Source organism: Pseudoxanthomonas sp. 3HH-4 (assembly GCF_006716465.1).
Taxonomy (GTDB): domain Bacteria; phylum Pseudomonadota; class Gammaproteobacteria; order Xanthomonadales; family Xanthomonadaceae; genus Pseudoxanthomonas_A.
On record NZ_VFPB01000004.1, the window covers coordinates 437,207 to 464,079 of the forward strand.

The following is a 26,873-nucleotide window of genomic DNA, read 5'->3' on the forward strand; positions in this document are numbered from 1 at the left end:
TGGTGCGTCAGGCAGCCTTGCGTGCAGCCAACTGGCGCAGGACGTAATGCAGCAGCCCGCCATGGCGGAAGTACTCCACTTCCTTGGGCGTCAGCAGCAGGACCTTGGCCTGGAACTTCAGCTCGGTACCGTCGAGCTTGCGTGCGCTGACCGTGGCGACCTTGGCGGCGCCGTCCTGCAAACCGGTGACATCGAACGTCTCCGAACCATCCAGGCCGAGCGACTGCGCGTTCTGTCCATCGACGAACTGCAGCGGGAGTACGCCCATGCCGACCAGGTTGGAGCGATGGATGCGCTCGAAGCTCTCCGCGATCACCGCTTTCACGCCCAGCAGATTGGTGCCCTTCGCGGCCCAGTCGCGCGAGGAGCCTGTGCCGTATTCCTTGCCTGCGATCACCACCAGCGGCACGCCATGGGCCTTGTATTTCATTGCGGCGTCGTAGATGGACATCTTCTCGGGCGGCGTGCTGCCGAAGTACAGCGTGTTGCCGCCTTCCTCGCCGCCGAACATCAGGTTCTTGATGCGGATGTTGGCGAAGGTGCCGCGCACCATCACGTCATCGTTGCCGCGACGGCTGCCGTAGCTGTTGAAATCCACAGGCTGCACGCCACGCTGCTGCAGGAAGCGGCCCGCCGGCGAGTCCTTCTTGATGTTGCCTGCCGGCGAAATGTGGTCGGTGGTGATGGAATCGCCGAACAGTCCGAGCACGCGTGCGCCATGCACGTCGTCGATGCTGCCCACGTCCATCGACATGCCATCGAAGTAGGGCGGATTCTTGATGTAGGTGGAGCCGCCGTCCCATGCATAAAGCGCGCCATCCGGCGACGCGATCATGTTCCACCGGCTGTCGCCCTTGAACACGTCGGCGTAGTTTTTCGCGAACATCTCAGGCCCCACCGTACGCGCGATGAAGTCGCCGATTTCCTTGTTGGTGGGCCAGATGTCCTTCAGGTAGACCGGCTGGCCATCGCTGCCGGTGCCCAGCGGCTGGGTGGTGAGATCGATATCGGTGGTGCCGGCGATGGCGTAGGCCACTACCAGGGGTGGGCTTGCGAGGTAGTTCATCTTCACTTCGGGATGCACGCGACCCTCGAAGTTGCGGTTGCCCGACAGCACCGACGCCACGACCAGGTCGTCCTTGGCGATGGCGGCCGACACGTCGTCGGGCAACGGGCCTGAATTGCCGATGCAGGTAGTGCAGCCATAGCCGACCACGTAGAAGCCGAGCTTCTCCAGGTCGGACAGCACACCGGCTTTTTCCAGGTAGTCGGTGACTACGCGCGAACCCGGGCCCAGCGATGTCTTGACCCAGGGTTGCGCTTTCAATCCCTTGGCCACGGCATTGCGGGCCAGCAGTCCGGCCCCCAGCATGACGGCGGGATTGGAAGTGTTGGTGCAGGACGTGATGGCGGCGATGACGACCGACCCATCCTGCAGCCTCCAGCCGCCGCCGCTGTCCGGCGAGGATTCATGCGCAGCTTCGTGTGCACCGACGGCGGTGCCGCCGCCGCCTTCATTCTTCAGGCGATCCTCCTGTACCAGGTCGATGCGCTTGCGGCGCGCGTCGACGAAGGGCGTCAGGTTGTCGCGGAAGTTCTGCTTCATGTCCTGCAACAGCACGCGGTCCTGCGGACGCTTGGGGCCAGCCAGCGACGGCCTTACATCGCCCATGTCCAAGTGCAGCGTGGCGCTGTACTCGGCGTGCGGACTATTGGCGTCGTGCCACAACCCCTGCGCCTTGGCATAGGCCTCGACCAGCGCGATCTGCTCCTCGCTGCGTCCGGACAGGCGCAGGTAGGTCAACGACTCGGTGTCGATCGGGAAAATGCCGCAGGTCGCACCGTATTCCGGCGCCATGTTGCCGATGGTGGCTCGATCCGCCAGCGGCAGGTGCTGCAGGCCGTCGCCATAGAACTCGACGAACTTGCCCACCACGCCCAGCTTGCGCAGCATCTGGGTGACGGTCAGTACCAGGTCGGTGGCGGTGGCGCCTTCGGGCAGCTTGCCGGTCAGCTTGAAGCCGACCACCTGGGGGATCAGCATCGACGACGGCTGGCCCAGCATCGCGGCCTCGGCCTCGATGCCGCCCACACCCCAGCCAAGCACGCCGATGCCATTGATCATGGTGGTGTGGCTGTCGGTGCCGAAGACGGTGTCGGGATAGGCGATGGCCTGGCCGTCCTTCTCGCCCGTCATCACGACGCGTGCGAGGTTCTCCAGGTTCACCTGGTGGACGATGCCGGTGTTGGGCGGCACCACCTTGAAATTGTCGAACGCCTTCTGGCCCCAGCGCAGGAAACTGTAGCGCTCCTTGTTGCGGTCGAACTCGATCTTGCCGTTGAGGTCCAGCGCGTCGGCGCTACCGAACAAGTCCACCTGCACCGAGTGGTCGATGACCAGTTCGGAGGGGATCAGTGGGTTGATCTGGTCGGCATTGCCGCCCAGTTTCACTACGGCGTCGCGCATGGCCGCCAAGTCGACGACGCAGGGAACCCCAGTGAAGTCCTGCAGCACGACGCGCGCAGGCATGAAGGCGATTTCGGTGTCCGGTTCGCGGGTCGCCTCCCACTGCGCAATCGCCTGGATGTGTTCCGGCAGCACGGTCACGCCGTCCTCGCAGCGCAGCAGGTTCTCCAGCAGGATCTTCAGCGAGTAGGGCAGGCGGGCAAAGCCGCCCGCCGGGTCCAGTCGCTCGGCAAGGGCCGGGAGGCTGAAATAGGTGTAGGACGTGCCGTTGACGTCCAGGGAACGGCGGGTGGCGAAGGAATCGCTCATCGCAGAGGCTCCTGTAGCTATGGGGAAGGGGCGCAGGAGCAGCATAGGCCGCCGTTCCTTCGCGTCTTGTCGATGCTTGCCCGGATTATCCGCCAAGACTGAGACGGTCGTGACCCGACCAAAGCCGAAGGGCGGGACGGGCGGTGACGGGGGGGCGGGGCGAACTCCTGTGCTGGGGTATGCCAGAGAAAGTATGTATAATTCGTCCATACTCAAGAGGGCGTGACGATGGAAGCCACCGTTGCCGAGCGTGGACAGATCACCCTCCCGAAGGCTGTGCGGGACGCGCTGGGCCTGACCAAGGGCAGCGTGCTGAAGGTCGAACTGGAAGGTAGTCGCATCGTGTTGCGGAAGAGCGTCGACGACGCGATCTCGCGCGTGCGCGGCAAGTTCGCCCTTGACAGCGAAGCCGCCAAGGACACGCCCAGCGAATGATCGCCGTTGACGCCCCCGTCCTGATCGAACTGCTGACCGACGGCCCGCGCGCGGACGCCGTGGAGGCCGGCCTGCGCCAGAGTCTGGGCAGCGGCCGGGTGGTGGTCTGCGATGCCGCGCTGGCGCAGCTGTGCGCGTCCCTGCGCAACGGTGCGGATGCCCTGGCCGCCATCGAGGAAATGGGCGTCCACTTCAATGCTGTCGAAGCCAAATCCGCCGTGCGGGCAGGCGAGATGCAGCGCCGACACCGCCAGCGTTCCGGCGAGGCGCGACCGATCGCCGACTTCCTGGTCGGTGCACATGCGCTGTTGCAGTGCGACGGCCTGATCACCTTCGACACCGCCTTCCATCGCGACTATTTCAAGGGCCTGAAACTGATCGTGCCCGCGAACGAATAAGCAGCACCCCATTTTCCCTTTCCACCGCACCATCGAACGACCGGAGTCATCCATGTTGGAAGCCTATCGCCACCACGTAGCCGAGCGCGCCGCGCTGGGCATCCCGCCGCTGCCGCTGACGGCCCAGCAGACGGCCGAGGTCATCGAACTGCTGAAGAACCCGCCGGCTGGTGAAGAAGACTTCCTGGTCGAGCTGATCACCCACCGCGTGCCCGCCGGCGTCGACGATGCCGCCAAGGTCAAGGCGTCCTACCTGGCCGCCGTGGCCTTCGGCACCGAGAAGACCCCGCTGATCACCCCGCAGCGCGCCACCGAGCTGCTGGGCACGATGCTGGGCGGCTACAACATCCACCCGCTGATCGAGCTGCTCGACAACGCAGAGCTGGGTGCGACCGCCGCCGAAGGCCTGAAGCACACGCTGCTGATGTTCGACAGCTTCCACGACGTGCAGGAGAAGGCGGAGCAGGGCAACGCCCACGCACAGGCCGTGCTGAAGAGCTGGGCCGACGCCGAGTGGTTCACCAGCAAGCCGGAAGTGCCGCAGAGCCTGACCATCACGGTCTTCAAGGTGCCCGGCGAGACCAACACCGACGACCTGTCGCCGGCGCCCGACGCGACCACGCGCCCGGACATTCCGTTGCACGCGCTGGCGATGCTGAAGAACAAGCGCCCCGACGCGCCGTTCGTGCCGGAAGAAGACGGCAAGCGCGGTCCGATCCAGGAAATCCTGTCGCTGAAGAACAAGGGCCACCTGGTCGCCTACGTCGGCGATGTGGTCGGCACCGGTTCCTCGCGCAAATCGGCGACCAACAGCGTGCTGTGGTTCACTGGCGAGGACATCCCGTTCATTCCGAACAAGCGCTTCGGCGGCGTCTGCCTGGGTTCCAAGATCGCCCCGATCTTCTACAACACCATGGAGGATGCCGGCGCGCTGCCGATCGAACTCGACGTGTCGCAGATGAGCCACGGCGATGTGGTCGAGCTGCGTCCGTACGACGGCAAGGCGTTGAAGAACGGTGAAGTGATCGCCGAGTTCCAGGTGAAGTCCGACGTGCTGTTCGACGAAGTGCGCGCCGGTGGCCGCATCCCGCTGATCATCGGCCGCGGCCTGACCGCGAAGGCGCGCGAAGCGCTGAAGCTCCCGGCGACGGATCTGTTCCGCCAGCCGCAGCAGCCGGCCGACAGCGGCAAGGGCTTCTCGCTGGCGCAGAAGATGGTGGGTCGCGCCTGCGGCCTGCCGGAAGGCCAGGGCGTGCGTCCGGGCGCGTACTGCGAACCGAAGATGACCTCGGTGGGTTCGCAGGACACCACCGGTCCGATGACCCGCGACGAGCTGAAGGACCTGGCCTGCCTGGGCTTCTCGGCCGACCTGGTCATGCAGTCGTTCTGCCATACGGCGGCCTATCCGAAGCCGGTGGACGTGAAGACCCACCACACGCTGCCGGAATTCATCTCCACCCGCGGCGGCATCTCGCTGCGCCCGGGTGACGGCGTGATCCACAGCTGGCTCAACCGCATGTTGATGCCCGACACCGTCGGCACCGGCGGCGACTCGCACACGCGCTTCCCGGTGGGCATCTCGTTCCCGGCCGGCTCGGGTCTGGTCGCCTTCGCCGCCGCCACCGGCGTGATGCCGCTGGACATGCCGGAATCGGTGCTGGTCCGCTTCAAGGGCGAAATGCAGCCTGGCGTCACGCTACGCGACCTGGTCAACGCCATCCCGTACTACGCCATCAAGTCGGGCTTGCTGACGGTGGCCAAGCAGGGCAAGAAGAACATCTTCTCCGGCCGCATCCTCGAAATCGAAGGCTTGCCGGACCTGAAGGTGGAGCAGGCGTTCGAGCTGTCCGACGCCTCGGCCGAGCGTTCCGCCGCCGGCTGCACCGTGCGCTTGAACAAGGAACCGATCATCGAGTATCTGACCAGTAACATCACGCTGCTGAAGTGGATGATTGCCGAAGGCTACGCCGACGCGCGTTCGCTGGCCCGTCGCATCAAGAAGATGGAGGAGTGGCTGGTCGATCCGCAGCTGCTGGAGCCGGATGCCGACGCCGAGTACGCCGCCGTCATCGACATCGATCTGGCCGAGGTGCACGAGCCGCTGCTGGCCTGCCCGAACGATCCGGACGATGTGAAGACGCTGTCCGATGTCGCCGGCACCCAGATCGATGAGGTCTTCATCGGTTCGTGCATGACCAACATCGGCCATTTCCGCGCGGCTGCCAAGCTGCTGGAAGGCAAGCGCGACATCCCGACCCGCCTGTGGGTCGCGCCGCCGACCAAGATGGATGCGTCCGAGCTGACCAAGGAAGGCCACTACGGCACGTTCGGCACCGCCGGCGCGCGCATGGAGATGCCGGGCTGCTCGCTGTGCATGGGCAATCAGGCGCAGGTGCGCGAGGGTGCGACGGTGTTCTCCACCTCGACCCGCAACTTCCCCAACCGCCTGGGCCGCAACTCCAATGTGTTCCTGGGGTCGGCCGAGCTGGCCGCGATCTGTTCGCGCCTGGGCAGGATCCCGACCAAGGCCGAGTACATGGCCGACATCGGCGTGATCAACGAGAAGGGTGCCGAGATCTACCGCTACATGAACTTCGATCAGATCGAGGAATATCAGGACGTGGCCAAGACCGTCGCGGCCTGATCGGCACACAAAAAAGGCCCGGCAATGCCGGGCCTTTTTCTTGCGCGGTCCACAGGGTCAGGCCAGCCAGTCCTCCACCGCCTCCAGCATCTGCCGACGGCCAAGTACGAAATCCCACATCGACCCGCCCAACTGCCGCCACAGCACGGCCGAGCGCACCGCGGCCAGCAGGATCGCGCGGATCTCGGCCACCACGCCGGGTTGGCCCAGATAATGCGGGTTGCCCTGGACCATCACGCGCGGGCGCAGGTGGCTGATGGTGTCGGCGTACAGCCCACCCAGCGCGGACAGCACATCCGGATGCGTGCTGCCCTGCTGTCCGGCGCGGGGCGCGATCTCGCCCAGTCCGCGCGTGACCGCATGCACCGTGTCGTTCTCGCGCACAAAGCGACGCTCCAGTTGCAGCACCGCCATCGCCAGGCGGGGCAGGGCTTCGTCGTGGGCATCCTTCGCCAGATAGCTGCGCAGGACGCGCAGGCCGGGCGTGACCCCGGACACGCTGCCGTAGACCTCTGCAGGCGACGCGGCATCGATGCGGAACACGCTGTCCAGTGCGGCCTGCACGGCAGATCCCTCGGACTGACCGGTTTCGGCGATGCGTCGCACCTGATGGAGCGCCTGCGCCAACCCGGCGAGGGCGAGGACGCGGTCGGAATATCTATTGCTCAAGCTGCTTGCTCCGCGAGTTTCATTTCAAGAGGTGCGTCGGTGCGCGCGATGACCGCGCCGCCCAGGCATTCGTCGCCGGCATACAGCACCAGCGATTGTCCGGGCGTGACGGCGCGCTGTGGCGCCGTGAATTCCACCGCGACCGTGCCGTCGTCGAGCACCAGCACTTCGCAAGATTCGTCCGGCTGCCGGTACCGGGTCTGCGCCGTGCAGGTGAAGCGGCCGGCGGGCGGGTTGCCGGCGACCCAGTGCGCCGATTCTGTCCACAGGCGCGTGGACATCAGGTACGGGCTTTGGGTGTCCTGGTCGACATACAGGACATTGTGGGCGACGTCCTTGCCCACGACATACCAGGGTGCCTGCGGGCGACCGCGAACACCGCCGATCTGCAGGCCTTCACGCTGACCGAGTGTGAAATAGAATACGCCGGGGTGCTCGCCGATTATCTGGCCCTGCGGATCGCGCATTTCGCCGCGCCTGGCGGGCAGGTAGCGGCCGAGGAACTCGCGGAAGTCGCGCTCGCCGATGAAGCAGATGCCGGTGGAATCCTTCTTGTCGTGCGTCTGCAGGCCGGCGTCGCGTGCGATGCGGCGCAGGTCCGATTTCTGCAGCTCGCCGATCGGAAACAGCGTAGCCGACAGTTGTGCCTGGCCGAGCTGATGCAGGAAATAGCTCTGGTCCTTGCCGCGGTCGACACCGCGCAGCAGGCGCCAGCGTCCATCCCGCTGGTGCACGCGTGCATAGTGGCCGGTGGCGATCTTCTCGGCGCCCAGGTCGCGTGCGGCATCCAGGAAGTGTTTGAACTTCACTTCGCGATTGCACAGCACATCGGGGTTGGGCGTCCGGCCTGCGGCGTACTCGGCCAGGAAGTGCTCGAAGACGCCTTTCCAGTATTCGCTCGAAAAATCGCGGAAGTGGAACGGAATGCCGAGGCGGCCACAGACGGCGACCGCGTCGCGCCGGTCGTCCTCGGCGCGACAATCGCCGGAGCCATCATCGGCCCAGTTCTGCATGAACAAGCCCGCGACGGATTCGCCCTGACGCACCAGTTGAAGAGCAGCGACGGACGAATCCACGCCGCCCGAGACGCCCACGATGACGCGTGGCGGGTTCATGCGATCTGTTGCAGCGTGGACAGGGGCGAGCGCCGTCCCGAGAGGAAGTCCTGCACGACCTGCCACACCAGCGGGCTACGGTGGCGGTCGGATCGCGCCTGCAGTTCGGCCGGTGTCAGCCACACGGCCTGCACGATGCCGTCGTCTAGCGGGTGGTCTGGGAGATGGCGCACCGGCTCTGCGGCGAAGGCGAAGCGCAGGTAGTGCCGACCTGTCTCCGCTTTCCATTGGTAGGCACCCACGAAGGCGGTCAGTTCGACCTCCCAGCCGGTTTCCTCAAGGGTCTCGCGGCGGGCGGCCTCCAGCAGGCTTTCGTCGGGTTCCAGGTGGCCAGCGGGCTGGTTGAACACAAGGCGACCCTGCGCACGCTCTTCCACCATCAACAGCCTGCCGTCGCGGACCACCACCGTGGCCACGGTCACGTCAGGCTGCCAGAAGCGTCCCTCGCGATAGCTCACTTACAGTTCGTCCTTCTCGCCAGAGAGCTCGATTTCCTCGTTGTCAGCCGTTTCCGCCGCGATGTCCATCGCGGCTTCCAGCGCCGCGCCGTCCACGCTGTCGGGCAGCTTGATGACGAAGTACAGCACGTCCCCCGACAGCTCCCAGCTGCCCAGCTTCTTGGCGCGGCTGTCCGCCATCAGTGTGAGCGCCTTGGCGCCATCGATGCCGTCAGCGGCGACGCGGCCGGCCGGGGAAAACACCTCGCGGATGCTGATGCCGTTGACGTGTTCGGTGCGGCCGGAGACGAAGACCAGCTGGGTCCGATTCTCCTGCTTGTAGGAGTAGGTGACCTTGTAGTCGCCGTCGGCGTCCACTTCGAACTGGATCCCGCGCGCCGTCAGCCGGGCGTCCACCGAGGCGTCGGCCGCGAGCACGGGTGTCGCGATCGCGGTGGCGCACAGCAGGGCGGCGGAGGACAATCGGGACAGCGCAGGTTTCATGGTCGGCTCGGCAGTATTTGGAAGGCGCATTGTGGCCGGGGCCACGCATGGCGTCCATGCGGGCGGCGAGGGCCGGCTTCCACGCCTATAATTCGCTCATGTCCCGAAAGAACGAAAACGAACGCGACCATGGCCTGATGGTGGAGACCAGCCGGCCCGAGGTCGCGCCACCGCCCCTATACCAGGTATTGTTGCTCAACGACGACTACACGCCGATGGACTTCGTGGTGACCGTCCTGCAACAGTTCTTTGCCATGGACCTGGAGAAGGCGACCCAGGTGATGCTGCACGTGCATACCCGTGGACGTGGAGTCTGCGGCGTATACACCCGTGAGGTGGCCGAATCCAAGGTGGCCCAGGTCAACGAGTTTTCCCGTATGAACCAGCATCCCCTGCTGTGCACGATGGAGAAGTCCTGAGGGGTCCGGCGTGGGCTTGCCGGGACGGAAACGGTGTGGGGGCGCCGCTGAGGAGTACAAGGCAACGATCCCTGAACACTGAAATCCGGTAGGGTGATGGAAAACCGCCCGCCAAGCCGCATATTGTCGGCATAGGCCCCGGAGGCAATCATGTTCAGTAAAGACCTCGAGCAAACCATCGGCCAGTGCTACAAGCGCGCCCGCGAAGCACGGCACGAATTCATGACGGTCGAGCACCTGTTGCTCGCGCTGCTCGAAAACCCGTCGGCGCAGGCCGTCCTCAAGGCCACTGGCGCGGACGCCAATCGCCTGCGAGCCGATCTGGAGCAGGCCATCGAAGCCTCCGTTTCGCGGCTGGCCGAAGACGACGGCCGCGACACCCAACCGACCCTCGGATTCCAGCGCGTGCTGCAGCGCGCGGTCTACCATGTGCAGTCGTCGGGCAAGAAAGAAGTCACCGGCGCCAACGTGCTGGTCGCCATCTTCGGCGAAAAGGACTCGCACGCAGTCTATTTCCTCAATCAGCAGGACGTGACGCGGCTGGATATCGTCAACTACCTGTCCCACGGCATCGCCAAACAGGGCGAGGACAACGAAGGGACAGGCCAGCCGGAAGGCGAGGGCAAGGCCGAGGCGGGCGAAGGTGAAGGCAAGGGCGACGCCCTGACCGAGTTCGCCAGCAACCTCAACGACATGGCGCGCCAGGGCAGGATCGATCCGCTGGTCGGCCGTGGCGACGAGATCGAGCGGACCATCCAGGTGCTGTGCCGCCGCCGCAAGAACAATCCGCTCTACGTCGGCGAAGCAGGCGTGGGCAAGACCGCGCTCGCCGAGGGTCTGGCCAAGCGCATCGTCGAAGGCGAAGTGCCCGAGGTCCTGCTGGACGCCGTCATCTACTCGCTGGACCTCGGCGCGCTGGTCGCCGGCACCAAGTACCGCGGCGACTTCGAGAAGCGCCTGAAGGGCGTACTGGCTTCGATCAAGAAGATCCCCGGCGCCATCCTGTTCGTCGACGAGATCCACACCATCATTGGCGCCGGCTCGGCCAGTGGCGGCACGATGGATGCGTCGAACCTTATCAAGCCGGCGCTGGCTTCGGGCGAGCTGCGCTGCATCGGCTCGACCACGTTCCAGGAGTACCGCGGCATCTTCGAGAAGGACCGGGCGCTGGCGCGCCGCTTCCAGAAGATCGACATCGTCGAGCCGACGGTGGGCGAGACCTATGAAATCCTGCAGGGGCTGAAGCCCAAGTACGAAGCGCACCATGGCGTGACCTACGCGGATGATGCGCTGCAGGCGGCCGTCGATCTGTCGGTCAAGCACATCGGAGACCGCCTGCTGCCGGACAAGGCCATCGACGTCATCGACGAGGCCGGCGCACGCCAGCGCCTTCTGCCAATGGAAACACGCAAGGAACTGATCGACGTCGAGGAGATCGAGACCATCGTCGCCAAGATGGCGCGCATCCCGGCCAAGCAGGTGTCCTCGTCCGACAAGGACGTGCTGCAGCACCTGGAGCGCAACCTGAAGATGGTGATCTTCGGGCAAGACCCCGCCATCGAGACGCTGGCATCGTCCATCAAGCTGGCGCGCAGCGGCCTGGCCAATCCGGAGAAGCCGATCGGCAACTTCCTGTTCGCCGGTCCGACCGGCGTCGGCAAGACCGAGGTCACCAAGCAACTGGCGCTGCAGCTGGGTATCGAGCTGGTGCGCTTCGACATGTCCGAATACATGGAGCCGCATTCGGTCAGCCGCCTGATCGGTGCGCCCCCGGGCTATGTCGGCTTCGACCAGGGCGGCCTGCTGACCGAGAAGATCGTCAAGACACCGCACTGCGTGCTGCTGCTGGACGAAGTGGAGAAGGCGCATCCCGACATCTTCAACATCCTGCTGCAGGTCATGGACCGCGGGGTGTTGACGGATACCAATGGGCGCGAGGCCAACTTCAAGAACGTCATCCTGGTGATGACGACCAACGCCGGTGCGGCGCAGGCGTCGCGCCGGACCATCGGCTTCATGCAGCAGGATCATTCGACGGACGCGATGGAAGTGATCCGTCGCAGTTTCACCCCTGAATTCCGCAACCGGCTGGATGCCATCGTGCAGTTCCAGGGGTTGGGCTTCGAGCACATCCTGCGCGTGGTGGACAAGTTCGTCATCGAGCTGGAAATGCTGCTGCAGGAGAAGCACGTCAGCCTTTCCGCCACCCCGGCGGCACGCGACTGGCTGGCCCAGCACGGCTTCGATCCGCTGATGGGCGCGCGCCCGATGGCCCGCCTGATCCAGGACAAGGTGAAGCGTCCGCTGGCCGACGAGCTACTGTTCGGCAAGCTGGTGGAGGGTGGCCGGGTCAGTATCGACGTGCGCGATGGCGAACTGGTGGTCGATGCGCAGGCTGAACCGGAGCGGCTGTTGCCCGCGACGGTGTAGTCGGCCGGACGCTCACGCGACCAGGTCAGAAAAGGCGGCCTCCGGGCCGCCTTTTCCTTGCGGCGTCCTTACTGTCGCGCACGTCGCTTGCGGGCAGCGAACTCATCGGCCGTGATCTGCTCCACGGCGCTGACGCGGCAGTTCCCGCGCTTCGTCATCACCTTGGTGTCCTGCGGGCATAGTTGGCCCACTTGGCCATTCGTGGAGATTTCCACGGTGGGCGTCATGGTGATGGCGGCACAGCTGTTCCGGAATGCGATCCGGTAGTGGCTCTGGCCGTCACGCAGATAGAACTGCTCACCGCCGCCGGCTCGGATGATTTCCTGATCGTTGCCCAAGCTCACGCACGTGGTGACCTGCTCGCCCGCCAGTGCCGCCAAGGGGGCCAAGCTCGCAACGAACAGGATGGAGGGAACAAGACGTGGGTTCATGGCACCGCTCGAAGCGTTGGCAGCCGGAATTGGCTACGGCCACGCTACGCATCGGTCCCCGGTTTCAAATCTGCCGTTGGTGGTCGTTACCAGCGACCCGGTGCCGGAGGTCATGGCATCCCGTGTTCCGCGCGGACGCATAAACGCAGAAAGCGGCCATTGGCCGCTTTCAAATCAAATAGTTGCGCGTATTACTTCATGCGGTACGTGATTCGACCCTTGGTGAGGTCATACGGGGTCATTTCGACCTTCACCTTGTCGCCGGTCAGGATGCGGATGTAGTTCTTGCGCATGCGGCCGGAGATGTGGGCGATGATTTCGTGGCCGTTTTCCAGCTTGACCCGGAACATGGTGTTGGGCAGCGTCTCGGCAACGGTGCCTTCGAATTCAATGGAATCGTCTTTCGACATGTATGCCTGTGCTGTGCCGCGAGGAGATGGCGGGTGCCATGAAGCCGGGCATTGTACGCCAGCCAGGCTCTTGGTGCAAAAATTCCGTTATGGCACCGAGGGTTGCGACAGCAGGGCGGCGGGCAGCACACCGAACCGCGTGGTCCAGGCACCTTCCTGCGTCGGCAGGTCGACCAGGCCGGCGATCTGTTCCAGAAAGGTCTCGCGAGGCACGAGGCAGCCTCCCAGGGAATGAAGGTGGTCGTTTTCCACCTGCGCGTCGATCAACGGCCAGCCCCACTCCCGCAAGCGAGTCGCCAGTGCGGCAAGTGCGACCTTCGACGCGCCGGATCGGTGGCTGAACATGCTTTCGCCAAAGAACATCCGGCCGATCGCCACGCCGTAGATGCCGCCGGCCAGACGGTCGCCATCGAATACTTCCACCGAATGCGCATGCCCCTGCCGGTGCAGGTCGATGTAGGCCTGCCGCATGCCCGACGTGATCCAGGTGCCGCGTTGTCCCGGCCGCGGCGATTGCGCGCAGGCCGTGATGACCTGCTCGAAGCAGGTATCCGCGTGGGCCTGCCATGCGCTCCGCTTCAGTTCGCGGCGGAACCGCGAAGGCAGTCGCACGCCGTCCGTATGAAACACCATGCGGGGATCGGGCGACCACCACAGCGGCGGCTGGCCGTCTGAAAACCACGGGAAAATGCCGTGCCGGTAGGCGTTGAGCAAGCGCGGCAGGGAAAGGTCGCCGCCGATCGCCAGCAACCCGTCCGGTTCGCGCATGGCGGCGCCCGCGTGGGGGAAGGGGGCGTGGGGGTCGGAAGACAGGACAAACGGCCGTTGGCGCATGCCGCGATTGTAGGGGGCATTCATGACGCGACGCGCCGGGTTCAATCGCGATGCTTGAACGGTGTATGTTCCTGCAGGCTGCGGGCATAGCGGCGTACGGCCAAGGTTTCTTCCCTGGACCAGGCGGCCAGGGCGGCGGAGAAGTCCGGACGGGCGATCCAGTGACGCGAGTACACGAAAGTGGGCAGGAAGCCGCGCGCGATCTTGTGCTCGCCCTGGGCGCCGGGTTCGAAGATCTTCAATCCCTCGCGCAAGCAATAATCGATGCCCTGGTAGTAACAGGTCTCGAAATGCAGTCCCGGCAGCGCGCTCTCCGCGCCCCAGTAACGGCCATACAGGGTGTCCCCTCCACGCAGGCACAGCGCCCCTGCGATCGTGCGTCCTTGATGATCGGCCAGGAACAACACCAGGTTGCGCGGCAGCGAGGTCGCGAGATGTTGCAGGAACTGCAGCGTCAGTGCCGGCGAGTTGCCGTAGTCGCGGAAGGTACGCAGGTAGAACCCGAACATCACCTGCAGGTCGGTCTCGCTGGCGTCGTCGCCATGCACGACACGGAAGGTCACACCGGCGCGCTGCACCTTAGCGCGCTCCTGGCGGATGTTCTTGCGGTGCTTGTGGTCGAAATCCGCAAGGAAGCCGTCAAAGTCGCGCCAGTGTCCCGGGTTGCGCCAGTGGTACTGCACGTCGATGCGGGGCAGCCAGCCCTCTGGAAAGCCTGCATCCTCGGCGGGTGTCGGGAAGTTGATGTGGGCCGACGACAGGTTCAGCCGCAGCGCCTCGTCCTGGATCGACGTCAGCAGCAACGCGCGATGGCCATGATCCAATGCCAGCAGTCGTGGCCCCGTGACAGGCGAGTAGGGCACGCCGCCCAGCCACTTGGGGTAGTAGTCCAGTCCGTGCTGCGCGTACGCGTGCGCCCAGGCGTGGTCGAACACGAACTCGCCGTGCGAGTTTTCCTTGAGGTAGCCCGGCGCTGCGGCGACCAGCAGGTCTCCCTCCCACAACGTTGCGTGATGCGGCGTCCAGCCCCATTCCTCGCGCAGACAGCCTTGGGCTTCGAGCCCATGCAGGAACGCATGGGAAACAAAAGGGTTGCGACCATCGTGCAGCGCATCCCACGCGAGCGCAGGCACGTTGGCGAGAGAGGAGAAGAAACGGACTGCAGTCATCGGCAGCGATGCTACGGACGCAGGTCCAGCACGTCGATGGTCGGAGGATTGAACAAGCGCATCGGCAGGCCGATCTCGCCGGTACCGACGGTGGTATACACGCGCACGCGGCCATGGGGCGTGCGCAGGAACTGCTCGCCGCGATCGAAGCCGTACTGGCTGGGAATCACGCGTTTGTAGAGCCACGGAATGCGGATCTGCCCACCATGCGTATGGCCGGCAAGCACCAGCGCCGCCTGGGCCGGATCGAGGTCGATCGCGCTGTCGGGATTGTGGGTCAGCACCAGGGTGGGGGAGGTCGAGGGCAGGGCGGACAGGAAGCCGGGATCGTCCTTGTTCGCCCAGCGGTCGCCCAGTCCGGCAAGACGGAATCCGCGCACGGTGACGGTTTCGCCTTCGATCACGTTGACCTTGTGCGTTGCCAGAGCGGAGCGGAGCTCTGCATCGATATCGGGGCCCGGGGCCTGCTGGTCATGATTGCCGAGCACCGCATACACCGGCAGATGGAGCTCCGCGAGCGGCGCGAACATCTCCTGCAGCGACTTGCCATCTGGCTCGTAGGTGAAATCCCCGGCGATCACCACCGCGTCGGCCTGCCGGGTATTGATCCGATCCACCAACCGCTGCAGGTACCCCCTGTTTTTGTAGACGCCCAGATGGATGTCGATGACCAATACCAGCCTGGCCCGCGCGCCGGTGCCCGTCAGTATGGTCTCCTGCACCCGGATGCGCTGCGGCTCGACGAAGCGGGCCCATGCGAACAGCAGGCAGCCCGCCAGCAACAGGACGATCAGCCAGCGGCCACTGCGCTCATGCAGCCGCCACAACAGCCATGCCACGAACGGCCAGACCAGCCAGCTGCCGTAGAACAGACATTGCTTGATCAGCAGCTTGTCCATCCGTGGAAGAGGTCGTCGCCCGGATCAGCCGTCCTTGTCCAGGAAGCGCTCCGCATCCAGTGCCGCCATGCAGCCGAAGCCTGCCGAGGTGATGGCCTGGCGGTAGTGCTGGTCGGTCACGTCGCCGGCGGCAAACACGCCCGGGATCGTCGTCGCGGTGGCGTTGCCCTCGATACCGGAGCGGATCTTCAGATAGCCGTTGCTCATGTCCAGCTGGCCTTCGAACAGGCCGGTGTTCGGTGTGTGGCCGATGGCGACGAAGAAGCCATGCACGTCGATGTCGCGCGTGCTGCCGTCCTGCATCGACTTCACGCGGATGCCGGTGACGCCGGCATCGTTGCCCAGTACCTCATCAACGGTGTGGTGCCACACCGGCTCGATCTTGCCGGCCTGGATCTTGGCGAACAGCTTGTCCTGCATGATCTTCTCGGCGCGCAGGGTGTCGCGGCGATGCACCAGATAGACCTTGCGGGCGATGTTGGACAGGTAAAGCGCTTCTTCCACGGCGGTGTTGCCGCCGCCGATCACGGCCACGTCCTGGTCGCGGTAGAAGAAGCCGTCGCAGGTCGCGCAGGCGGACACGCCGCGGCCCTTGAAGGCTTCTTCCGACGGCAGGCCCAGGTACTTCGCGGTTGCGCCGGTGGCGATGATCAGCGCGTCGGCGGTGTATTCGCCGCTGTCGCCGATCAGCTTGAACGGACGCTTGGACAGGTCGGCGGTGTGGATGTGGTCGAAGATCACTTCGGTCTCGAAGCGCTCCGCGTGCGCCTGCATGCGCGCCATCAGGTCCGGGCCCATCAGGCCGTGGGTATCGCCGGGCCAGTTGTCGACCTCCGTGGTCGTCATCAGCTGACCGCCCTGCTGCAGACCGGTGACCACCACGGGCTTCAGATTGGCGCGGGCGGCGTAGACGGCAGCGGTCCAGCCGGCTGGGCCGGAGCCCAGGATCAACAGGCGGCAGTGCTTGGAAGTGCTCATGTATACTCGCGTGAGGGGTTTTCGGGCTGGCAACGACGCTATCGCATATCGTCCGCAGGCCCATAGAGTGGCGGTGCGTATCCGGCGAATCAAGGCGCGCGGGTGGAATGCGGTGGTGCATGCGCAAGCCCGGACGGATCGAATGAAGACGCTGCGCAGCCACGTGGCGTTTTTTGCTGTCTGGGGTCGGGCAATCGTTCGTCGCGGTGAGATGGCTGGGCTGTTGCCGCGGACATGATTCGTTTACTATCAATCACTAACAGAAATTTCCTAAGGTCTGGTCCAAAGGTGGCGAAGCAGCTCCCGGACAACGGCAAATCCAAGGGCGGCAACACGCCTGCGCGCAAGCAGGCGTCGCCTCCGAATCCGCGCAGGCAACGTCTCTGGCGTGATCTGGCCCTGATCGCCATCGCACCGCTGCTGCTGTATCTGCTGGCCAGCCTCTTCACGTTTTCGCCGCAGGACCAGAGCTGGTCGCAGTCCGGCAGCATCACCGCACCGGTGCACAACATGGGCGGGCTGGCGGGCGCGTATCTGTCGGCCCTGCTGTTGTCGCTGTTCGGCTACGTGGCGTTCCTGCTGCCCTTCATCCTGGGCGCCATCGCCTGGATCGCCCTGTTCGGACTCGACACGGACGGTGATGGACAGGCGGACCTCGGACCTGCGTTGCGCCTGATCGGCATGGTGGCGTTCCTCATCTCGGCCACGGGTCTGCTGTTCATGCGGGGCGTACCGGCCGAGGCCCTCACGGATGGCGCCGGCGGCATCCTCGGCACGCTGGTGGGCAAGTCGCTGCTGAAACTGTTCGGCGGGCTGGGCGGCAACCTGTTCCTGCTGGTGCTGTTCCTGACCTCGGTGACGCTGGCCACGGGCCTGTCCTGGTTCGCCGTGATGGAGCGCATCGGCAAGTACGTGCTGATGCTGCCCGACCTGTTCCGCCGGGGCAGCCAGCAGGCCAACGAATGGCAGCAGACCCGGGCGATGCGCGAAGAACGCGAAGTCGTCCGCAAGACCGATGCCGTGGCACGCGCCAAGCGCGAGCCGGTGAAGATCGAGCCGCCCGCGCCTGCCGTGGTCGAGAAAAGCGAACGCGCCAAGCGCGAGCAGCAGATCCCGCTGTTCCACGGCACGGGTGGCGACGACTCCGGCCTGCCGCCGCTGTCCTTGCTGGATGACCCGAAGCCGCAGACCAAGGGCTATTCGGAAGAAACCCTGGAAACCCTGTCGCGCCAGATCGAGTTCAAGCTCAAGGACTTCCGCATCGACGTGCAGGTGGTCGGCGCCTATCCGGGTCCCGTGATCACCCGCTTCGAAATGGAGCCGGCGCCCGGCGTGAAGGTCAGCCAGATCAGCTCGCTGGACAAGGACATTGCCCGCGGCCTGTCGGTGAAGTCGGTGCGCGTGGTGGACGTGATCCCGGGCAAGTCGGTGATCGGCCTGGAGATCCCCAACACCAGCCGCGAGATGATCTTCCTCTCCGAACTGCTGCGTTCGAAGGAATACGACAAGTCCGGCAGTCCGCTGACCCTGGCACTGGGCAAGGACATCGCCGGTCGCCCCACCGTGGCCGACCTGGCGCGCATGCCTCACCTGCTGGTCGCCGGCACCACCGGCTCGGGCAAGTCGGTGGCGGTCAACGCCATGGTGCTGAGCCTGCTGTACAAGGCCTCGCCGAAAGACCTGCGCATGCTGATGATCGACCCGAAGATGCTGGAACTCAGTGTCTACCAGGGCATCCCGCACCTGCTGGCGCCGGTGGTCACCGACATGAAGGAGGCCGCCAACGGCCTGCGCTGGTGCGTGGCGGAGATGGAGCGCCGCTACAAGCTGATGAGCGCGGTCGGCGTGCGCAACCTGGCCGGCTTCAACAAGAAGGTCAAGGACGCGATGGACGCGGGCCAGCCCTTGATGGATCCGCTGTTCAAGCCCAACCCGGACCTGGCCGAGGCACCGCGCCCGCTGGAACCGATGCCATTCATCGTCATCTTCATCGACGAATTCGCCGACATGATGATGATCGTCGGCAAGAAGGTCGAGGAACTCATCGCCCGGCTGGCGCAGAAGGCGCGCGCCGCCGGCATCCACCTGATCCTGGCCACGCAGCGGCCTTCGGTGGACGTCATCACCGGCCTGATCAAGGCCAATATTCCCACCCGCATCGCCTTCCAGGTCAGCTCGAAGATCGACTCGCGCACCATCCTGGATCAGTCCGGTGCGGAAACGCTGCTCGGCCACGGCGACATGCTGTACCTGCCACCGGGCACGGCGATGCCGGAGCGCATCCATGGCGCCTTCGTCAGCGACGAGGAAGTGCACCGCGTTGTGGAACACCTGAAGGCCAGTGGCAGCGCCGACTACATCGAAGGCGTGCTGGAGGAAATCCAGACCATGGGCGATGGCATCGTCGTCGGGCCGACCGGTCTGCCGGAATCCGGCGGCGGTGGCGGCGACGAATCCGATCCGCTGTACGACGAAGCGGTCAAGATCGTCACCGAGAGCCGGCGTGCGTCGATCTCCGGCGTGCAGCGCCGCCTGAAGATCGGCTACAACCGCGCCGCGCGCCTGATCGAAGCGATGGAGGCGGCCGGCGTGGTGACGCCACCCGAGCACAACGGGGACCGCCAGGTTCTCGCACCGCCTCCGCCGCGCTGAGGCTTCTTCTGTGGGAGCGACGTCAGTCGCGATGATGCGTTGGAGGTCGATCACGACTGACGTCGCTCCCACAACAGTCGGGTGCCCACCCCCCGTTCAGTTTCACCCGGCCACACTCCGGCCCAACGTCCCTCACCCCGGAACGCACCATGCTCCGTACCGCACGCTACGCCGTCCTCGCCACCACCTTGCTTGCCACCAGCGCCTTCGCCGGCGCGCGTGACGAACTGAAGACTTTCACCACCGGGCTGAAGGGCCTGGATGGCCAGTTCACGCAGAAGGTTTACGACGGTGGCGGCAAGCTCAAGGAGACCTCGAATGGGCGCGTCGCGCTGTCGGCGCCGCGACTGTTCCGTTGGGAGTACAACAAGCCTTACGAACAGTTGATCGTGGCCGACGGCAAGCAGGTGTGGGTCTACGACCCCGATCTGCAGCAGGCCACCGTGCGCGAGCAGGGCATCGAGGAAGAGAACAGCCCGCTCGCCGCCTTGATCGACCCCGGCAAGCTCGACCAGCAATTCAAGGTAGCCGAGGCGGCCGGGCAGGGCGGCCTGCAGTGGCTGACCCTCACGCCGAAGAACGAGGGCGATGCCAGCTTCCAGACCGCGCGCCTGGCCTTCACCGGCGGCACGCTGGTGAAGATGGAAGTGAAGGACGCCGTCGGCCAGCGCACCGAGATCGACTTCTCCGGCTGGAAGCGCAATCCCGCGTTCGCAGCCGGGACCTTCAAGTACGCACCCGCAAAGGGCGTGGACGTGGTCGGGGGTCCCTGACCGTTCCATCAGGCGAGTTCCGATTGGCCGCGACGTTACAATGACGCGTGGCCAGGACACGTACCCCCCTTGAAGCGCAGGCCGACCTGCTGAGTACCGACACCGATGCGCTGAGGCCGTTGGCCGAGCGCATCCGGCCGCGCAGCCTGGATGAGATGGTCGGCCAGCGCCGACTGCTGGCGCCGGGCAGCGCGCTGCGTCGCGCGGTAGAGTCCGGCCATGTGCACTCGATGATCCTGTGGGGGCCGCCCGGGTGTGGCAAGACGACGCTGTCCCTGTTGCTGGCGCGTTATGCGGACGCCGAGTTCAAGGCGATCTCCGCGGTGCTGTCAGGACTGCCCGAGGTGCGCCAGGTGCTGGCCGAAGCGGCGCAGCGTTTCGCGGGCGGTCGCCGCACCGTGCTGTTCGTGGACGAGGTGCACCGCTTCAACAAGGCGCAGCAGGATGCTTTCCTGCCGCACATCGAGCGCGGCACGATCATCTTCGTCGGCGCGACCACCGAGAATCCGTCGTTCGAACTGAACTCCGCGCTGTTGTCGCGCTGCCGCGTGCACGTGATGGAGGCCGTTTCGCCCGAAGACATCCGGCAGGCGCTGCGCGCTGCACTGGATGATGGGGAACGCGGGCTTGGCGGGCTGGCGGTGCAGGTCGACGGCGAGTCGCTGCTCGAGATCGCCACCGCTGCCGACGGCGACGTGCGTCGCGGGCTGACCCTGCTGGAGATCGCCGCGGAACTGGCCGCCGACGAAGGCGGGCACATCACGCCGCATACGCTGGCGCAGGTGCTGGCGGACCGCACGCGCCGCTTCGACAAGGGTGGCGAACAGTTCTACGACCAGATTTCCGCCCTTCACAAGTCGGTGCGCAGTTCCAATCCCGACGGCGCGGTGTACTGGCTCGCCCGCATGCTCGACGGGGGCTGCGATCCTGCGTACCTCGCGCGGCGGATGACACGGATGGCGGTGGAAGACATCGGCCTGGCCGATCCACGCGCCTTGCAGATGGCCATCGATGCCTGGGATACCTACGAACGCTTGGGCAGTCCGGAAGGCGACCTGGCGCTGGCACAGTTGGTGATCTACCTCGCAAGCACCGCCAAGTCGAACGCCGGATACATGGCCTTCAATGCAGCCAAGGCCGATGTGCGGGAATACGGCACTCAGGACGTGCCGATGCATCTGCGCAACGCGCCGACCAAGCTGATGAAGTCGCTGGGCTACGGCACCGGTTACCAGTACGACCACGATGCGGAGGGTGGCATCGCCTTGGACCAGACCGCATTTCCCGATGCCATGGGCGAGCGGACCTACTACGTGCCGGTCGAGCGCGGGTTGGAGATCAAGCTGAAGGAAAAGCTTGACCGCCTGCGCGAGGCGCGCCGGCAGGCGCGCCAACCGGCCGGCGGCAACGACTGAATCTTTCGACGGGACACGACGCATGCCGGTACAAGCCTGGATGTGGTGGCAGCAGTTGGCGCTGGTGATGGCGGGCGGCGCGGTGGGTGCGGCGGCGCGCTTCTGGCTTGGCGGCGTCCTGCTGCGCCAGTTGGGCAGCGGATTCCCGTGGGGCACGTTCGCGGTGAACATGATCGGTTCGTTCGCCGCGGGTTTCCTCGCGATCTGGCTGGAAGCGCGCGGTCCGTCGGCGGTCTACTGGCGCGCGTTCCTGATGGTCGGCGTGCTCGGCGCTTTGACCACGTATTCGGCCCTGATGGTCGAATGCCTGTTGTTCACGCGATCTGACCGGCAGGGCAACGCGCTGGGCTATCTTGCCGTCACTCTGGTGCTGGGACTGCTGCTCGTATGGCTGGGTGCGCGCGTTGCCGGCGCGATCCGCCCACAGGCCTGGTAGCCGCACAACGTCCGGCGAAGCGGCGGGCGGACATCGCGCGCGCGGACATGACAGCACCGCGCGCATGCGGACGAACGGTGCATGTGCGAACAAATTCTTAACCTTGTGCCCGGATGCGGATAACGATTGCCGTGCAAATGTGACTCGCGTCGCTTTTTAGGGGCTTCCCCTGGGTCCCGGAGCGACTACAAGGAGACTCAACATGTGCATTCGCAAGACACTGATCGCATCGGCGGTATTGCTGGCGCTCGGCACGACGGGACAGGCATTCGCGCAACAGACCAACAACGAGAGCGGACGTGGGGACGACATCCTGGTCAACCTCGCCGCGGACATGAGCAACAACAGCACCAACACGGACAACAGCGACAACTCGGACAATTCGGACAACTCTGACAATTCCGACCACAGCGACAACAGCACTCACGACGGCGACAACCGCGACAATCGCGGCAGGGCGACCGCGGAAGGCTTTGGCTCGACAGCCGCCAACAACGGCAGCACCGCGACTTCAACGTTCTCCAACTCATTCAACCACAGCAAGGCCGTGGCTGAAACGAAGCTGATCGGCGCCGTTTCGGGTGTGACCGTGCACGACATCGGCAACGTCGCCAAGAACTGGGGCGATGCGAACGGCGGTGACGGTGGCAAGGGTGGCGCGGGCTATGGCGGCAAGGGCTACGGCGGCAGCGCTGCGGGCGGTACCGGCAACGGTGGCGACGGTGGTGATGGCGGCAACGGTGGCGATGGCGGTAGCGGCGGAAACGCGAACAACGGCAGCGCGACGGCGGGCGATTCGTCCAATGGCAGCGCGACCATCGGCGACGCCACGGCGGGCAACGGTGGTCGTGGCGGAAACGCCAACGATACACGCGGCGCCAACGGCGGCGACGGCAATGGTTGGGGCGGCGACGGCAACGCGACGGCCGGCAACGGACGTGGCCGGGGCGGTGACGCCGGCGGCTGGGGCGGCGATGGTGGCGGTGCCACGGGCGCCTCCGGCGGCGATGCCGGAAGCGCGAGCGGCGACACCGGTTCGATCGCGGGTGCTTCCGGCGGCGACGCCGGAGCAGGCAGCGGCAACGTGCGCGAACGTGGCGCAGGCGACGGTACCAGCGGCGACGGCACGGCAACCGGTGGCGCAGGCACGTCAGGTGACGCGACTGCAACGGGCGGAGCAAGCAGCGCCACTGCAGGTGCAGGCATGTCGGGTGACGCGACCGGTACCGGCGGTGACGGCTCCGGCACGGGCGGCGCTGGCTCCGGGACGGGCGGCGACGCGACCGCCACGGGCGGCGCAGGCTCCGGCATGGGCGGCGCAGGCGGCACGCTGACGGCGACCGCAGGCGACGGCGGCGACGGTGGCGATGCCAGCAATGGCGACGCCAGCAACGGTAGTGCGTCCTCCACCGCCAGCAATGGCGATGCGACGGCCGGCAACGGCGCCAGCGGCGCGGTCGGTGCGACCGGTGGTGCGGGTGGCGTCGGCAACGGAGGCGACGGCAATGGCGGTGACGGCAATGGTGGCGTCGGCAACGGTGCAACCGGTGGTGCCGGCGGCGCAGGCGGTTCCGTTGCGGTCGATGCAGGTGCGTTCGACATGTCGAACAACATGACGAGCGTCGGGCAGTCGGCGGCCGGCATCATGGTCGCGGCCCAGAACAGCGGCATGGCCTCGCTGATCCAGCAGGGCATCACCGTTCAAGCCAACCTGACCGTAGGCCCATAAGCGTTCCGCAGTGTCATGGCCCAGCCGGCCAGGCACTCCGCGTGGACGCAGGCGTCCCGCTTCACGGCGGGACGCCCCACGGCTGCGCGATGGACGCATGGCAAGGGAGACTGACCATGCACACGCACCAACAGGCCGGGTTGCGCATCGCAACCTGGGGACTGCTCATTCTCGCGTTCGGGGCCGCGGCGGAAGACAACGCCTTTGCCCGCGCCGGATGGACGCCCGCCATCACTTTCGAGACATCGGTTCCGGACGTGCCGGTCGTGGCCGTCAGCGAACTGGGACGCGCGATCGCGGTGGACCGGTTGTCCGGTTTGCGAGGTGGCGACAGCAGCCAGACCGAGAACCTCATCGATGTGGACGGTTCCGTGGATGGCAACACGGCGCACCACATCACCAGTGGAACCAACAGCATCGCTGACGGCGCGTTCGGCAACGCCAACGGCATCAATACCGTCATCCAGAACACTGGCAGCAACGTGCTGATCCAGAACGCGATGATCGTGACCATCGACTTCACCGGCGGACCGCAATGAAACACCGTGTCCGGCAGCGTCGGTGGTCGCGATGTGCCGCGCTCGCTTGCGCATTGGTCGCGCTGGGTGGCGCGTCGGCGGCGACCAGTGACGTCCGCGTGCCGGGCAGTGCCTACAGCGTCCGCGTGACCAGTCTGAAGGAAGCACGTTTCAAGACCACGCTGCCGCAGCAGTACGACTTCAGCTGCGGCTCCGCGGCGACGGCGACGCTGCTGACGCACCAGTACGGCCACGCCGTGAGCGAAGTGGATGTGTTCGTGCAGATGTACAACAACGGCGACCAGGCGCGTATCCGCAAGGAAGGCTTCTCGCTGCTGGACATGCGCCGCTACCTGCGCTCAAAAGGGTATGAAGCCGATGGTTTCGAACTGCCGCTGGACAAGCTGCAGCAGGAGAACGTGCCCGCGATCGTACTGCTCAATGATCGCGGTTACCGGCACTTCGTCGTCGTCAAGGGCCTGCGCAATGGTCGCGTGCTGCTGGGCGATCCCGCGCGCGGCACGCGCGCGATGCCGCGCTCGCGCTTCGAGGCGTTGTGGGACAACCGGGTGATGTTCGTCGTGCACAACCAGCGGGAACGCGCCCGCTTCAACCAGGCCCGCGATTGGCAGACCGCACCTCCGGCGCCGCTCGACATGGGAATCCAGCGCGACGGCCTGCGCAACGTCACCGTGCCCAGGCGCGGTTCGGGAGACATCTGACATGGACAGGATCAGGCAGGGCGTCTGCCGCGGCACAGTCATGCTGGCCGTGCTGCTGGCGCCAGTTGGCGCGCGGGGGCAGGGCGGAGAGTTGGGCACGGAATGGCAACCCGTCGATCCCGCGCGCCTCGCAGAGATGCGCGGTGGCTTCCAGATGCCCTCGGGCATGATGCTGTCGTTCGGCATCGAGCGCGTGGTCTTCCTCAACGGTGAGCTGACGGCGCGCATCGCCGTGCGGGTTCCGGACGTGGCGCGCATCACGCCAGACCAAGCGCAGGCGCTGGCCGACTTCAATCGCGGACTGGTGATCCAGATCGGCGAGGGCAATCGCTTCGATCCCACACAGACCGCCGGCGGCCTGGTGATCCAGAACACGCTGGATGATCAGGATATCCGCACAGTCACCCGCATCGACGTGGGTGTCGACACGCTCGGGGCCTACCAGGCCCTCAATGCGAACGGCGCGCTCACGGACGCGTTGATCCGCGCACCCGGCAACCCATGACATCGACGCAGGACCGGGATCACCGCGCCCACGCACAAGACAAGGGGAACAGCATGAAAGGGACGTCACTGATAGAAGTTGCGCCGCTGGCACTTGCAGTCAGCCTGGGGGTGCATGCGGGGCAGGCGCGGGCACAGGAGTCGGTGATGCCGGTGCCGCCGCCGGTGCCGGCGCAGCCTTATGAGATCACGGCCGATGCGCGTTTGGATACGTTGCAGCGCCAACTCAATGAGCAGACACAGCGGCTGCAGGCCATGCGTGATGCCATGCAGGCGCAGGAGCAACAGATCTTCAATCTGCAGAATGCGCTCAACGAAGAAATCCTCGCCAATGCGCGTGCCCGTGGCGCGCCCGCACCGGTGATCGTGCCTGCGCTGAACCAGGCGCCGACCTTCCGCGATTCCCCTCCGCCGGCGCAGACCTACATCGTGACCGGTCCGACACCGCAGGCATCCCCGCAGCTGCCGTCGGGTACCGACGGCGCGCACACAGGCACGCAGGTCGCGCAGTCCGGCTCCGCACAGGGCACTTCACCGCCTGCAAACCAACAGGCGCAGCAGGCAGAAACGCAGGCGCCGCAACGCGTAGGACGGGCACCGGAAAGCGATTCGCGGCCGCCCGAGGTCGCGCAGATATTCGATCAGCCCGGTGTGCTGACACCGAAGGGCAAGATGGTACTGGAGCCGTCGCTGCAGTACGGCTACTCGGCCAACGACCGTGTCGCGCTGGTGGGCTACACCATCATTCCCGCCATCCTGATCGGTCTGATCGATGTGCGGCAGGTGAAAACCACCACCGCTGTCGCCACGCTCACCGGGCGCTACGGCCTCAGCCGACGCATGGAAGTCGAAGCAAAACTGCCCTACGTCTATATCCATAGCGATACGGTCAGCCGCGAAATCTTCACGGGCTCCGCCCAGGACCGTGTGTTCAATGCGCGCGGCAGCGGGATGGGCGATGTGGAACTCACCGGCCGCTACCAGCTCAACCGGGGCGCCGCCGACAAACCGTTCTACATCGCATGGCTGCGCTACAAGAGCCGCACGGGCCGCGACCTGTTCGAGGTCGTCACCGACTGCGTGACGCGCTGCGTAGCCAATACCACCGGTACCGGCCTGCCGCTCGACCTGCCCACCGGCAGCGGTTTCAATTCGCTGCAGCCCGGCGTGACCTGGCTGTACCCTTCGGATCCTGTCGTGTTCTTCGGCAGCCTCAGCTACCTGCACAATTTCAAGCGAAGTGACGTATCACGTCGCGTGCTGGGCGGGCAGACCGAATTCCTGGGTGATATCAAGGCCGGCGACATCCTTGGCTTCAACCTCGGCATGGGCCTGGCGCTAAACGAAAAGGCGGCCATCAGCATCGGCTACGACCAGAGCATCGTCGACAAGACCGAGCAGGATGGGGAAGAGGTCGCCGGTGCAGTACGCACGACACTGGGGACCCTGCTGCTGGGCGGGACCTACCGCTTCAGCGACCGTATGTCGCTGAACGTAGCGCTGGGCGTGGGCGTCACCCGTGACACGCCGGACGTGACCTTCACGGCGCGCTTGCCGATCAACTTCTGATCACCCC

The 26,873-nt window shown here is 65.6% G+C and carries 25 protein-coding genes; 14 read left to right on the forward strand and 11 right to left on the reverse strand.

Translation table 11 applies throughout. The annotated features are described in order from the left end of the window. Window positions 1-7: 7 nt before the first annotated feature. The gene (gene acnA / locus FB548_RS14185) at window positions 8-2,776 is read right to left on the reverse strand and encodes an aconitate hydratase AcnA (protein ID WP_142125424.1); all 2,769 of its coding nucleotides are present in this window, start codon (window positions 2,774-2,776) and stop codon (window positions 8-10) included. A gap of 228 nt (window positions 2,777-3,004) precedes the next feature. Between acnA and FB548_RS14190 the strand changes: the two genes are divergently transcribed. The 3 genes from FB548_RS14190 to acnB are packed head-to-tail and all read left to right on the forward strand — an operon-like array spanning window position 3,005 to window position 6,253. Beyond that, entirely contained in the window at window positions 3,005-3,211 is a 207-nt protein-coding gene (locus FB548_RS14190) for an AbrB/MazE/SpoVT family DNA-binding domain-containing protein (protein WP_142125489.1), read from the forward strand. Beyond that, window positions 3,208-3,609 carry a type II toxin-antitoxin system VapC family toxin gene (locus FB548_RS14195; protein ID WP_142125425.1) on the forward strand — a complete coding sequence of 134 codons (402 nt, stop codon included), beginning with the start codon at window positions 3,208-3,210 and terminating at the stop codon, window positions 3,607-3,609. The genes FB548_RS14190 and FB548_RS14195 overlap by 4 nt, the downstream gene beginning before the upstream one ends. Window positions 3,610-3,661: 52 nt before the next feature. Then, window positions 3,662-6,253, forward strand: coding sequence for a bifunctional aconitate hydratase 2/2-methylisocitrate dehydratase (gene acnB, locus FB548_RS14200; RefSeq protein WP_142125426.1), 2,592 nt, complete (start codon window positions 3,662-3,664; stop codon window positions 6,251-6,253). Window positions 6,254-6,310: 57 nt separating this feature from the next. Here acnB and hflD read toward each other — a convergent pair whose 3' ends face one another. The 4 genes from hflD to FB548_RS14220 are packed head-to-tail and all read right to left on the reverse strand — an operon-like array spanning window position 6,311 to window position 8,978. Continuing rightward, window positions 6,311-6,922: a high frequency lysogenization protein HflD gene (gene hflD / locus FB548_RS14205; RefSeq protein ID WP_142125427.1), complete on the reverse strand. Its 612-nt coding sequence runs from the start codon at window positions 6,920-6,922 to the stop codon at window positions 6,311-6,313. Further along, the gene (gene mnmA, locus FB548_RS14210; RefSeq protein ID WP_142125428.1) at window positions 6,919-8,037 is read right to left on the reverse strand and encodes a tRNA 2-thiouridine(34) synthase MnmA; all 1,119 of its coding nucleotides are present in this window, start codon (window positions 8,035-8,037) and stop codon (window positions 6,919-6,921) included. The genes hflD and mnmA overlap by 4 nt, the downstream gene beginning before the upstream one ends. After that, window positions 8,034-8,495 carry an NUDIX hydrolase gene (locus tag FB548_RS14215; RefSeq protein WP_142125429.1) on the reverse strand — a complete coding sequence of 154 codons (462 nt, stop codon included), beginning with the start codon at window positions 8,493-8,495 and terminating at the stop codon, window positions 8,034-8,036. The genes mnmA and FB548_RS14215 overlap by 4 nt, the downstream gene beginning before the upstream one ends. Continuing rightward, a complete protein-coding gene (locus tag FB548_RS14220; RefSeq protein WP_142125430.1) occupies window positions 8,496-8,978 on the reverse strand; it encodes a hypothetical protein in 483 nt (160 codons plus the stop codon). It abuts the gene before it with no gap. Between the two features lie 98 nt (window positions 8,979-9,076). On the opposite strand from FB548_RS14220, the gene clpS reads away from it, so the two are divergent. Next, window positions 9,077-9,397, forward strand: coding sequence for an ATP-dependent Clp protease adapter ClpS (gene clpS / locus FB548_RS14225; RefSeq protein ID WP_142125431.1), 321 nt, complete (start codon window positions 9,077-9,079; stop codon window positions 9,395-9,397). 150 nt (window positions 9,398-9,547) lie between these two features. Next, window positions 9,548-11,827 carry an ATP-dependent Clp protease ATP-binding subunit ClpA gene (clpA, locus tag FB548_RS14230; RefSeq protein WP_142125432.1) on the forward strand — a complete coding sequence of 760 codons (2,280 nt, stop codon included), beginning with the start codon at window positions 9,548-9,550 and terminating at the stop codon, window positions 11,825-11,827. A 68-nt stretch (window positions 11,828-11,895) separates the two neighbouring features. On the opposite strand, the gene FB548_RS14235 is transcribed toward clpA, so the two are convergent. The 6 genes from FB548_RS14235 to trxB form a co-directional block, all read right to left on the reverse strand. Continuing rightward, window positions 11,896-12,258 (reverse strand): hypothetical protein, encoded by a 363-nt coding sequence (locus tag FB548_RS14235; RefSeq protein ID WP_142125433.1) that lies wholly within the window; start codon window positions 12,256-12,258, stop codon window positions 11,896-11,898. Between the two features lie 191 nt (window positions 12,259-12,449). Next, window positions 12,450-12,668, reverse strand: a complete 219-nt coding sequence (gene infA / locus FB548_RS14240; protein ID WP_055943174.1) for a translation initiation factor IF-1 — start codon at window positions 12,666-12,668, stop codon at window positions 12,450-12,452. Between the two features lie 87 nt (window positions 12,669-12,755). Further along, window positions 12,756-13,502, reverse strand: coding sequence for a leucyl/phenylalanyl-tRNA--protein transferase (gene aat, locus FB548_RS14245; RefSeq protein WP_142125490.1), 747 nt, complete (start codon window positions 13,500-13,502; stop codon window positions 12,756-12,758). A gap of 41 nt (window positions 13,503-13,543) precedes the next feature. Then, window positions 13,544-14,671: a GNAT family N-acetyltransferase gene (locus FB548_RS14250; RefSeq protein WP_142125434.1), complete on the reverse strand. Its 1,128-nt coding sequence runs from the start codon at window positions 14,669-14,671 to the stop codon at window positions 13,544-13,546. An 11-nt stretch (window positions 14,672-14,682) separates the two neighbouring features. Continuing rightward, on the reverse strand, window positions 14,683-15,570 hold the full coding sequence (locus tag FB548_RS14255) for a metallophosphoesterase (RefSeq protein ID WP_142125435.1): 888 nt from the start codon (window positions 15,568-15,570) through the stop codon (window positions 14,683-14,685). Window positions 15,571-15,594: 24 nt separating this feature from the next. After that, window positions 15,595-16,548 (reverse strand): thioredoxin-disulfide reductase, encoded by a 954-nt coding sequence (trxB, locus tag FB548_RS14260; RefSeq protein WP_142125436.1) that lies wholly within the window; start codon window positions 16,546-16,548, stop codon window positions 15,595-15,597. 288 nt (window positions 16,549-16,836) lie between these two features. On the opposite strand from trxB, the gene FB548_RS14265 reads away from it, so the two are divergent. The 9 genes from FB548_RS14265 (at window position 16,837) to FB548_RS14310 (ending at window position 26,866) form a co-directional block, all read left to right on the forward strand. Continuing rightward, on the forward strand, window positions 16,837-19,200 hold the full coding sequence (locus FB548_RS14265; protein WP_142125437.1) for a DNA translocase FtsK: 2,364 nt from the start codon (window positions 16,837-16,839) through the stop codon (window positions 19,198-19,200). A gap of 149 nt (window positions 19,201-19,349) precedes the next feature. Next, on the forward strand, window positions 19,350-19,973 hold the full coding sequence (gene lolA / locus FB548_RS14270; RefSeq protein ID WP_142125438.1) for an outer membrane lipoprotein chaperone LolA: 624 nt from the start codon (window positions 19,350-19,352) through the stop codon (window positions 19,971-19,973). Between the two features lie 47 nt (window positions 19,974-20,020). Next, window positions 20,021-21,388 (forward strand): replication-associated recombination protein A, encoded by a 1,368-nt coding sequence (locus tag FB548_RS14275; protein WP_142125439.1) that lies wholly within the window; start codon window positions 20,021-20,023, stop codon window positions 21,386-21,388. 22 nt (window positions 21,389-21,410) lie between these two features. Continuing rightward, the gene (gene crcB, locus FB548_RS14280; protein WP_142125440.1) at window positions 21,411-21,824 is read left to right on the forward strand and encodes a fluoride efflux transporter CrcB; all 414 of its coding nucleotides are present in this window, start codon (window positions 21,411-21,413) and stop codon (window positions 21,822-21,824) included. A 202-nt stretch (window positions 21,825-22,026) separates the two neighbouring features. Continuing rightward, window positions 22,027-23,553: a hypothetical protein gene (locus FB548_RS14285; RefSeq protein WP_221625967.1), complete on the forward strand. Its 1,527-nt coding sequence runs from the start codon at window positions 22,027-22,029 to the stop codon at window positions 23,551-23,553. A 41-nt stretch (window positions 23,554-23,594) separates the two neighbouring features. Next, window positions 23,595-24,092, forward strand: a complete 498-nt coding sequence (locus tag FB548_RS19025) for a hypothetical protein (RefSeq protein WP_255470565.1) — start codon at window positions 23,595-23,597, stop codon at window positions 24,090-24,092. Then, a complete protein-coding gene (locus FB548_RS14295) occupies window positions 24,089-24,793 on the forward strand; it encodes a C39 family peptidase (protein WP_142125441.1) in 705 nt (234 codons plus the stop codon). The genes FB548_RS19025 and FB548_RS14295 overlap by 4 nt, the downstream gene beginning before the upstream one ends. 1 nt (window position 24,794) lies before the next feature. Then, the gene (locus FB548_RS14300; RefSeq protein ID WP_142125442.1) at window positions 24,795-25,298 is read left to right on the forward strand and encodes a hypothetical protein; all 504 of its coding nucleotides are present in this window, start codon (window positions 24,795-24,797) and stop codon (window positions 25,296-25,298) included. Between the two features lie 53 nt (window positions 25,299-25,351). Beyond that, window positions 25,352-26,866, forward strand: coding sequence for a transporter (locus FB548_RS14310; protein WP_255470566.1), 1,515 nt, complete (start codon window positions 25,352-25,354; stop codon window positions 26,864-26,866). Window positions 26,867-26,873: the final 7 nt, after the last annotated feature.

What these genes read in the sequence shown, in the direction of transcription:
- acnA (WP_142125424.1), bottom strand. Translation starts at nt 2,776, where the DNA reads ATGAGCGATTCCTTCGCCACCCGCCGTTCCCTGGACGTCAACGGCACG.
- FB548_RS14190 (WP_142125489.1), top strand. Translation starts at nt 3,005, where the DNA reads ATGGAAGCCACCGTTGCCGAGCGTGGACAGATCACCCTCCCGAAGGCT.
- FB548_RS14195 (WP_142125425.1), top strand. Translation starts at nt 3,208, where the DNA reads ATGATCGCCGTTGACGCCCCCGTCCTGATCGAACTGCTGACCGACGGC.
- acnB (WP_142125426.1), top strand. Translation starts at nt 3,662, where the DNA reads ATGTTGGAAGCCTATCGCCACCACGTAGCCGAGCGCGCCGCGCTGGGC.
- mnmA (WP_142125428.1), bottom strand. Translation starts at nt 8,037, where the DNA reads ATGAACCCGCCACGCGTCATCGTGGGCGTCTCGGGCGGCGTGGATTCG.
- FB548_RS14220 (WP_142125430.1), bottom strand. Translation starts at nt 8,978, where the DNA reads ATGAAACCTGCGCTGTCCCGATTGTCCTCCGCCGCCCTGCTGTGCGCC.
- clpS (WP_142125431.1), top strand. Translation starts at nt 9,077, where the DNA reads ATGTCCCGAAAGAACGAAAACGAACGCGACCATGGCCTGATGGTGGAG.
- clpA (WP_142125432.1), top strand. Translation starts at nt 9,548, where the DNA reads ATGTTCAGTAAAGACCTCGAGCAAACCATCGGCCAGTGCTACAAGCGC.
- FB548_RS14235 (WP_142125433.1), bottom strand. Translation starts at nt 12,258, where the DNA reads ATGAACCCACGTCTTGTTCCCTCCATCCTGTTCGTTGCGAGCTTGGCC.
- infA (WP_055943174.1), bottom strand. Translation starts at nt 12,668, where the DNA reads ATGTCGAAAGACGATTCCATTGAATTCGAAGGCACCGTTGCCGAGACG.
- aat (WP_142125490.1), bottom strand. Translation starts at nt 13,502, where the DNA reads ATGCGCCAACGGCCGTTTGTCCTGTCTTCCGACCCCCACGCCCCCTTC.
- FB548_RS14250 (WP_142125434.1), bottom strand. Translation starts at nt 14,671, where the DNA reads ATGACTGCAGTCCGTTTCTTCTCCTCTCTCGCCAACGTGCCTGCGCTC.
- FB548_RS14255 (WP_142125435.1), bottom strand. Translation starts at nt 15,570, where the DNA reads ATGGACAAGCTGCTGATCAAGCAATGTCTGTTCTACGGCAGCTGGCTG.
- trxB (WP_142125436.1), bottom strand. Translation starts at nt 16,548, where the DNA reads ATGAGCACTTCCAAGCACTGCCGCCTGTTGATCCTGGGCTCCGGCCCA.
- lolA (WP_142125438.1), top strand. Translation starts at nt 19,350, where the DNA reads ATGCTCCGTACCGCACGCTACGCCGTCCTCGCCACCACCTTGCTTGCC.
- crcB (WP_142125440.1), top strand. Translation starts at nt 21,411, where the DNA reads ATGCCGGTACAAGCCTGGATGTGGTGGCAGCAGTTGGCGCTGGTGATG.
- FB548_RS14285 (WP_221625967.1), top strand. Translation starts at nt 22,027, where the DNA reads ATGTGCATTCGCAAGACACTGATCGCATCGGCGGTATTGCTGGCGCTC.
- FB548_RS14295 (WP_142125441.1), top strand. Translation starts at nt 24,089, where the DNA reads ATGAAACACCGTGTCCGGCAGCGTCGGTGGTCGCGATGTGCCGCGCTC.
- FB548_RS14300 (WP_142125442.1), top strand. Translation starts at nt 24,795, where the DNA reads ATGGACAGGATCAGGCAGGGCGTCTGCCGCGGCACAGTCATGCTGGCC.
- FB548_RS14310 (WP_255470566.1), top strand. Translation starts at nt 25,352, where the DNA reads ATGAAAGGGACGTCACTGATAGAAGTTGCGCCGCTGGCACTTGCAGTC.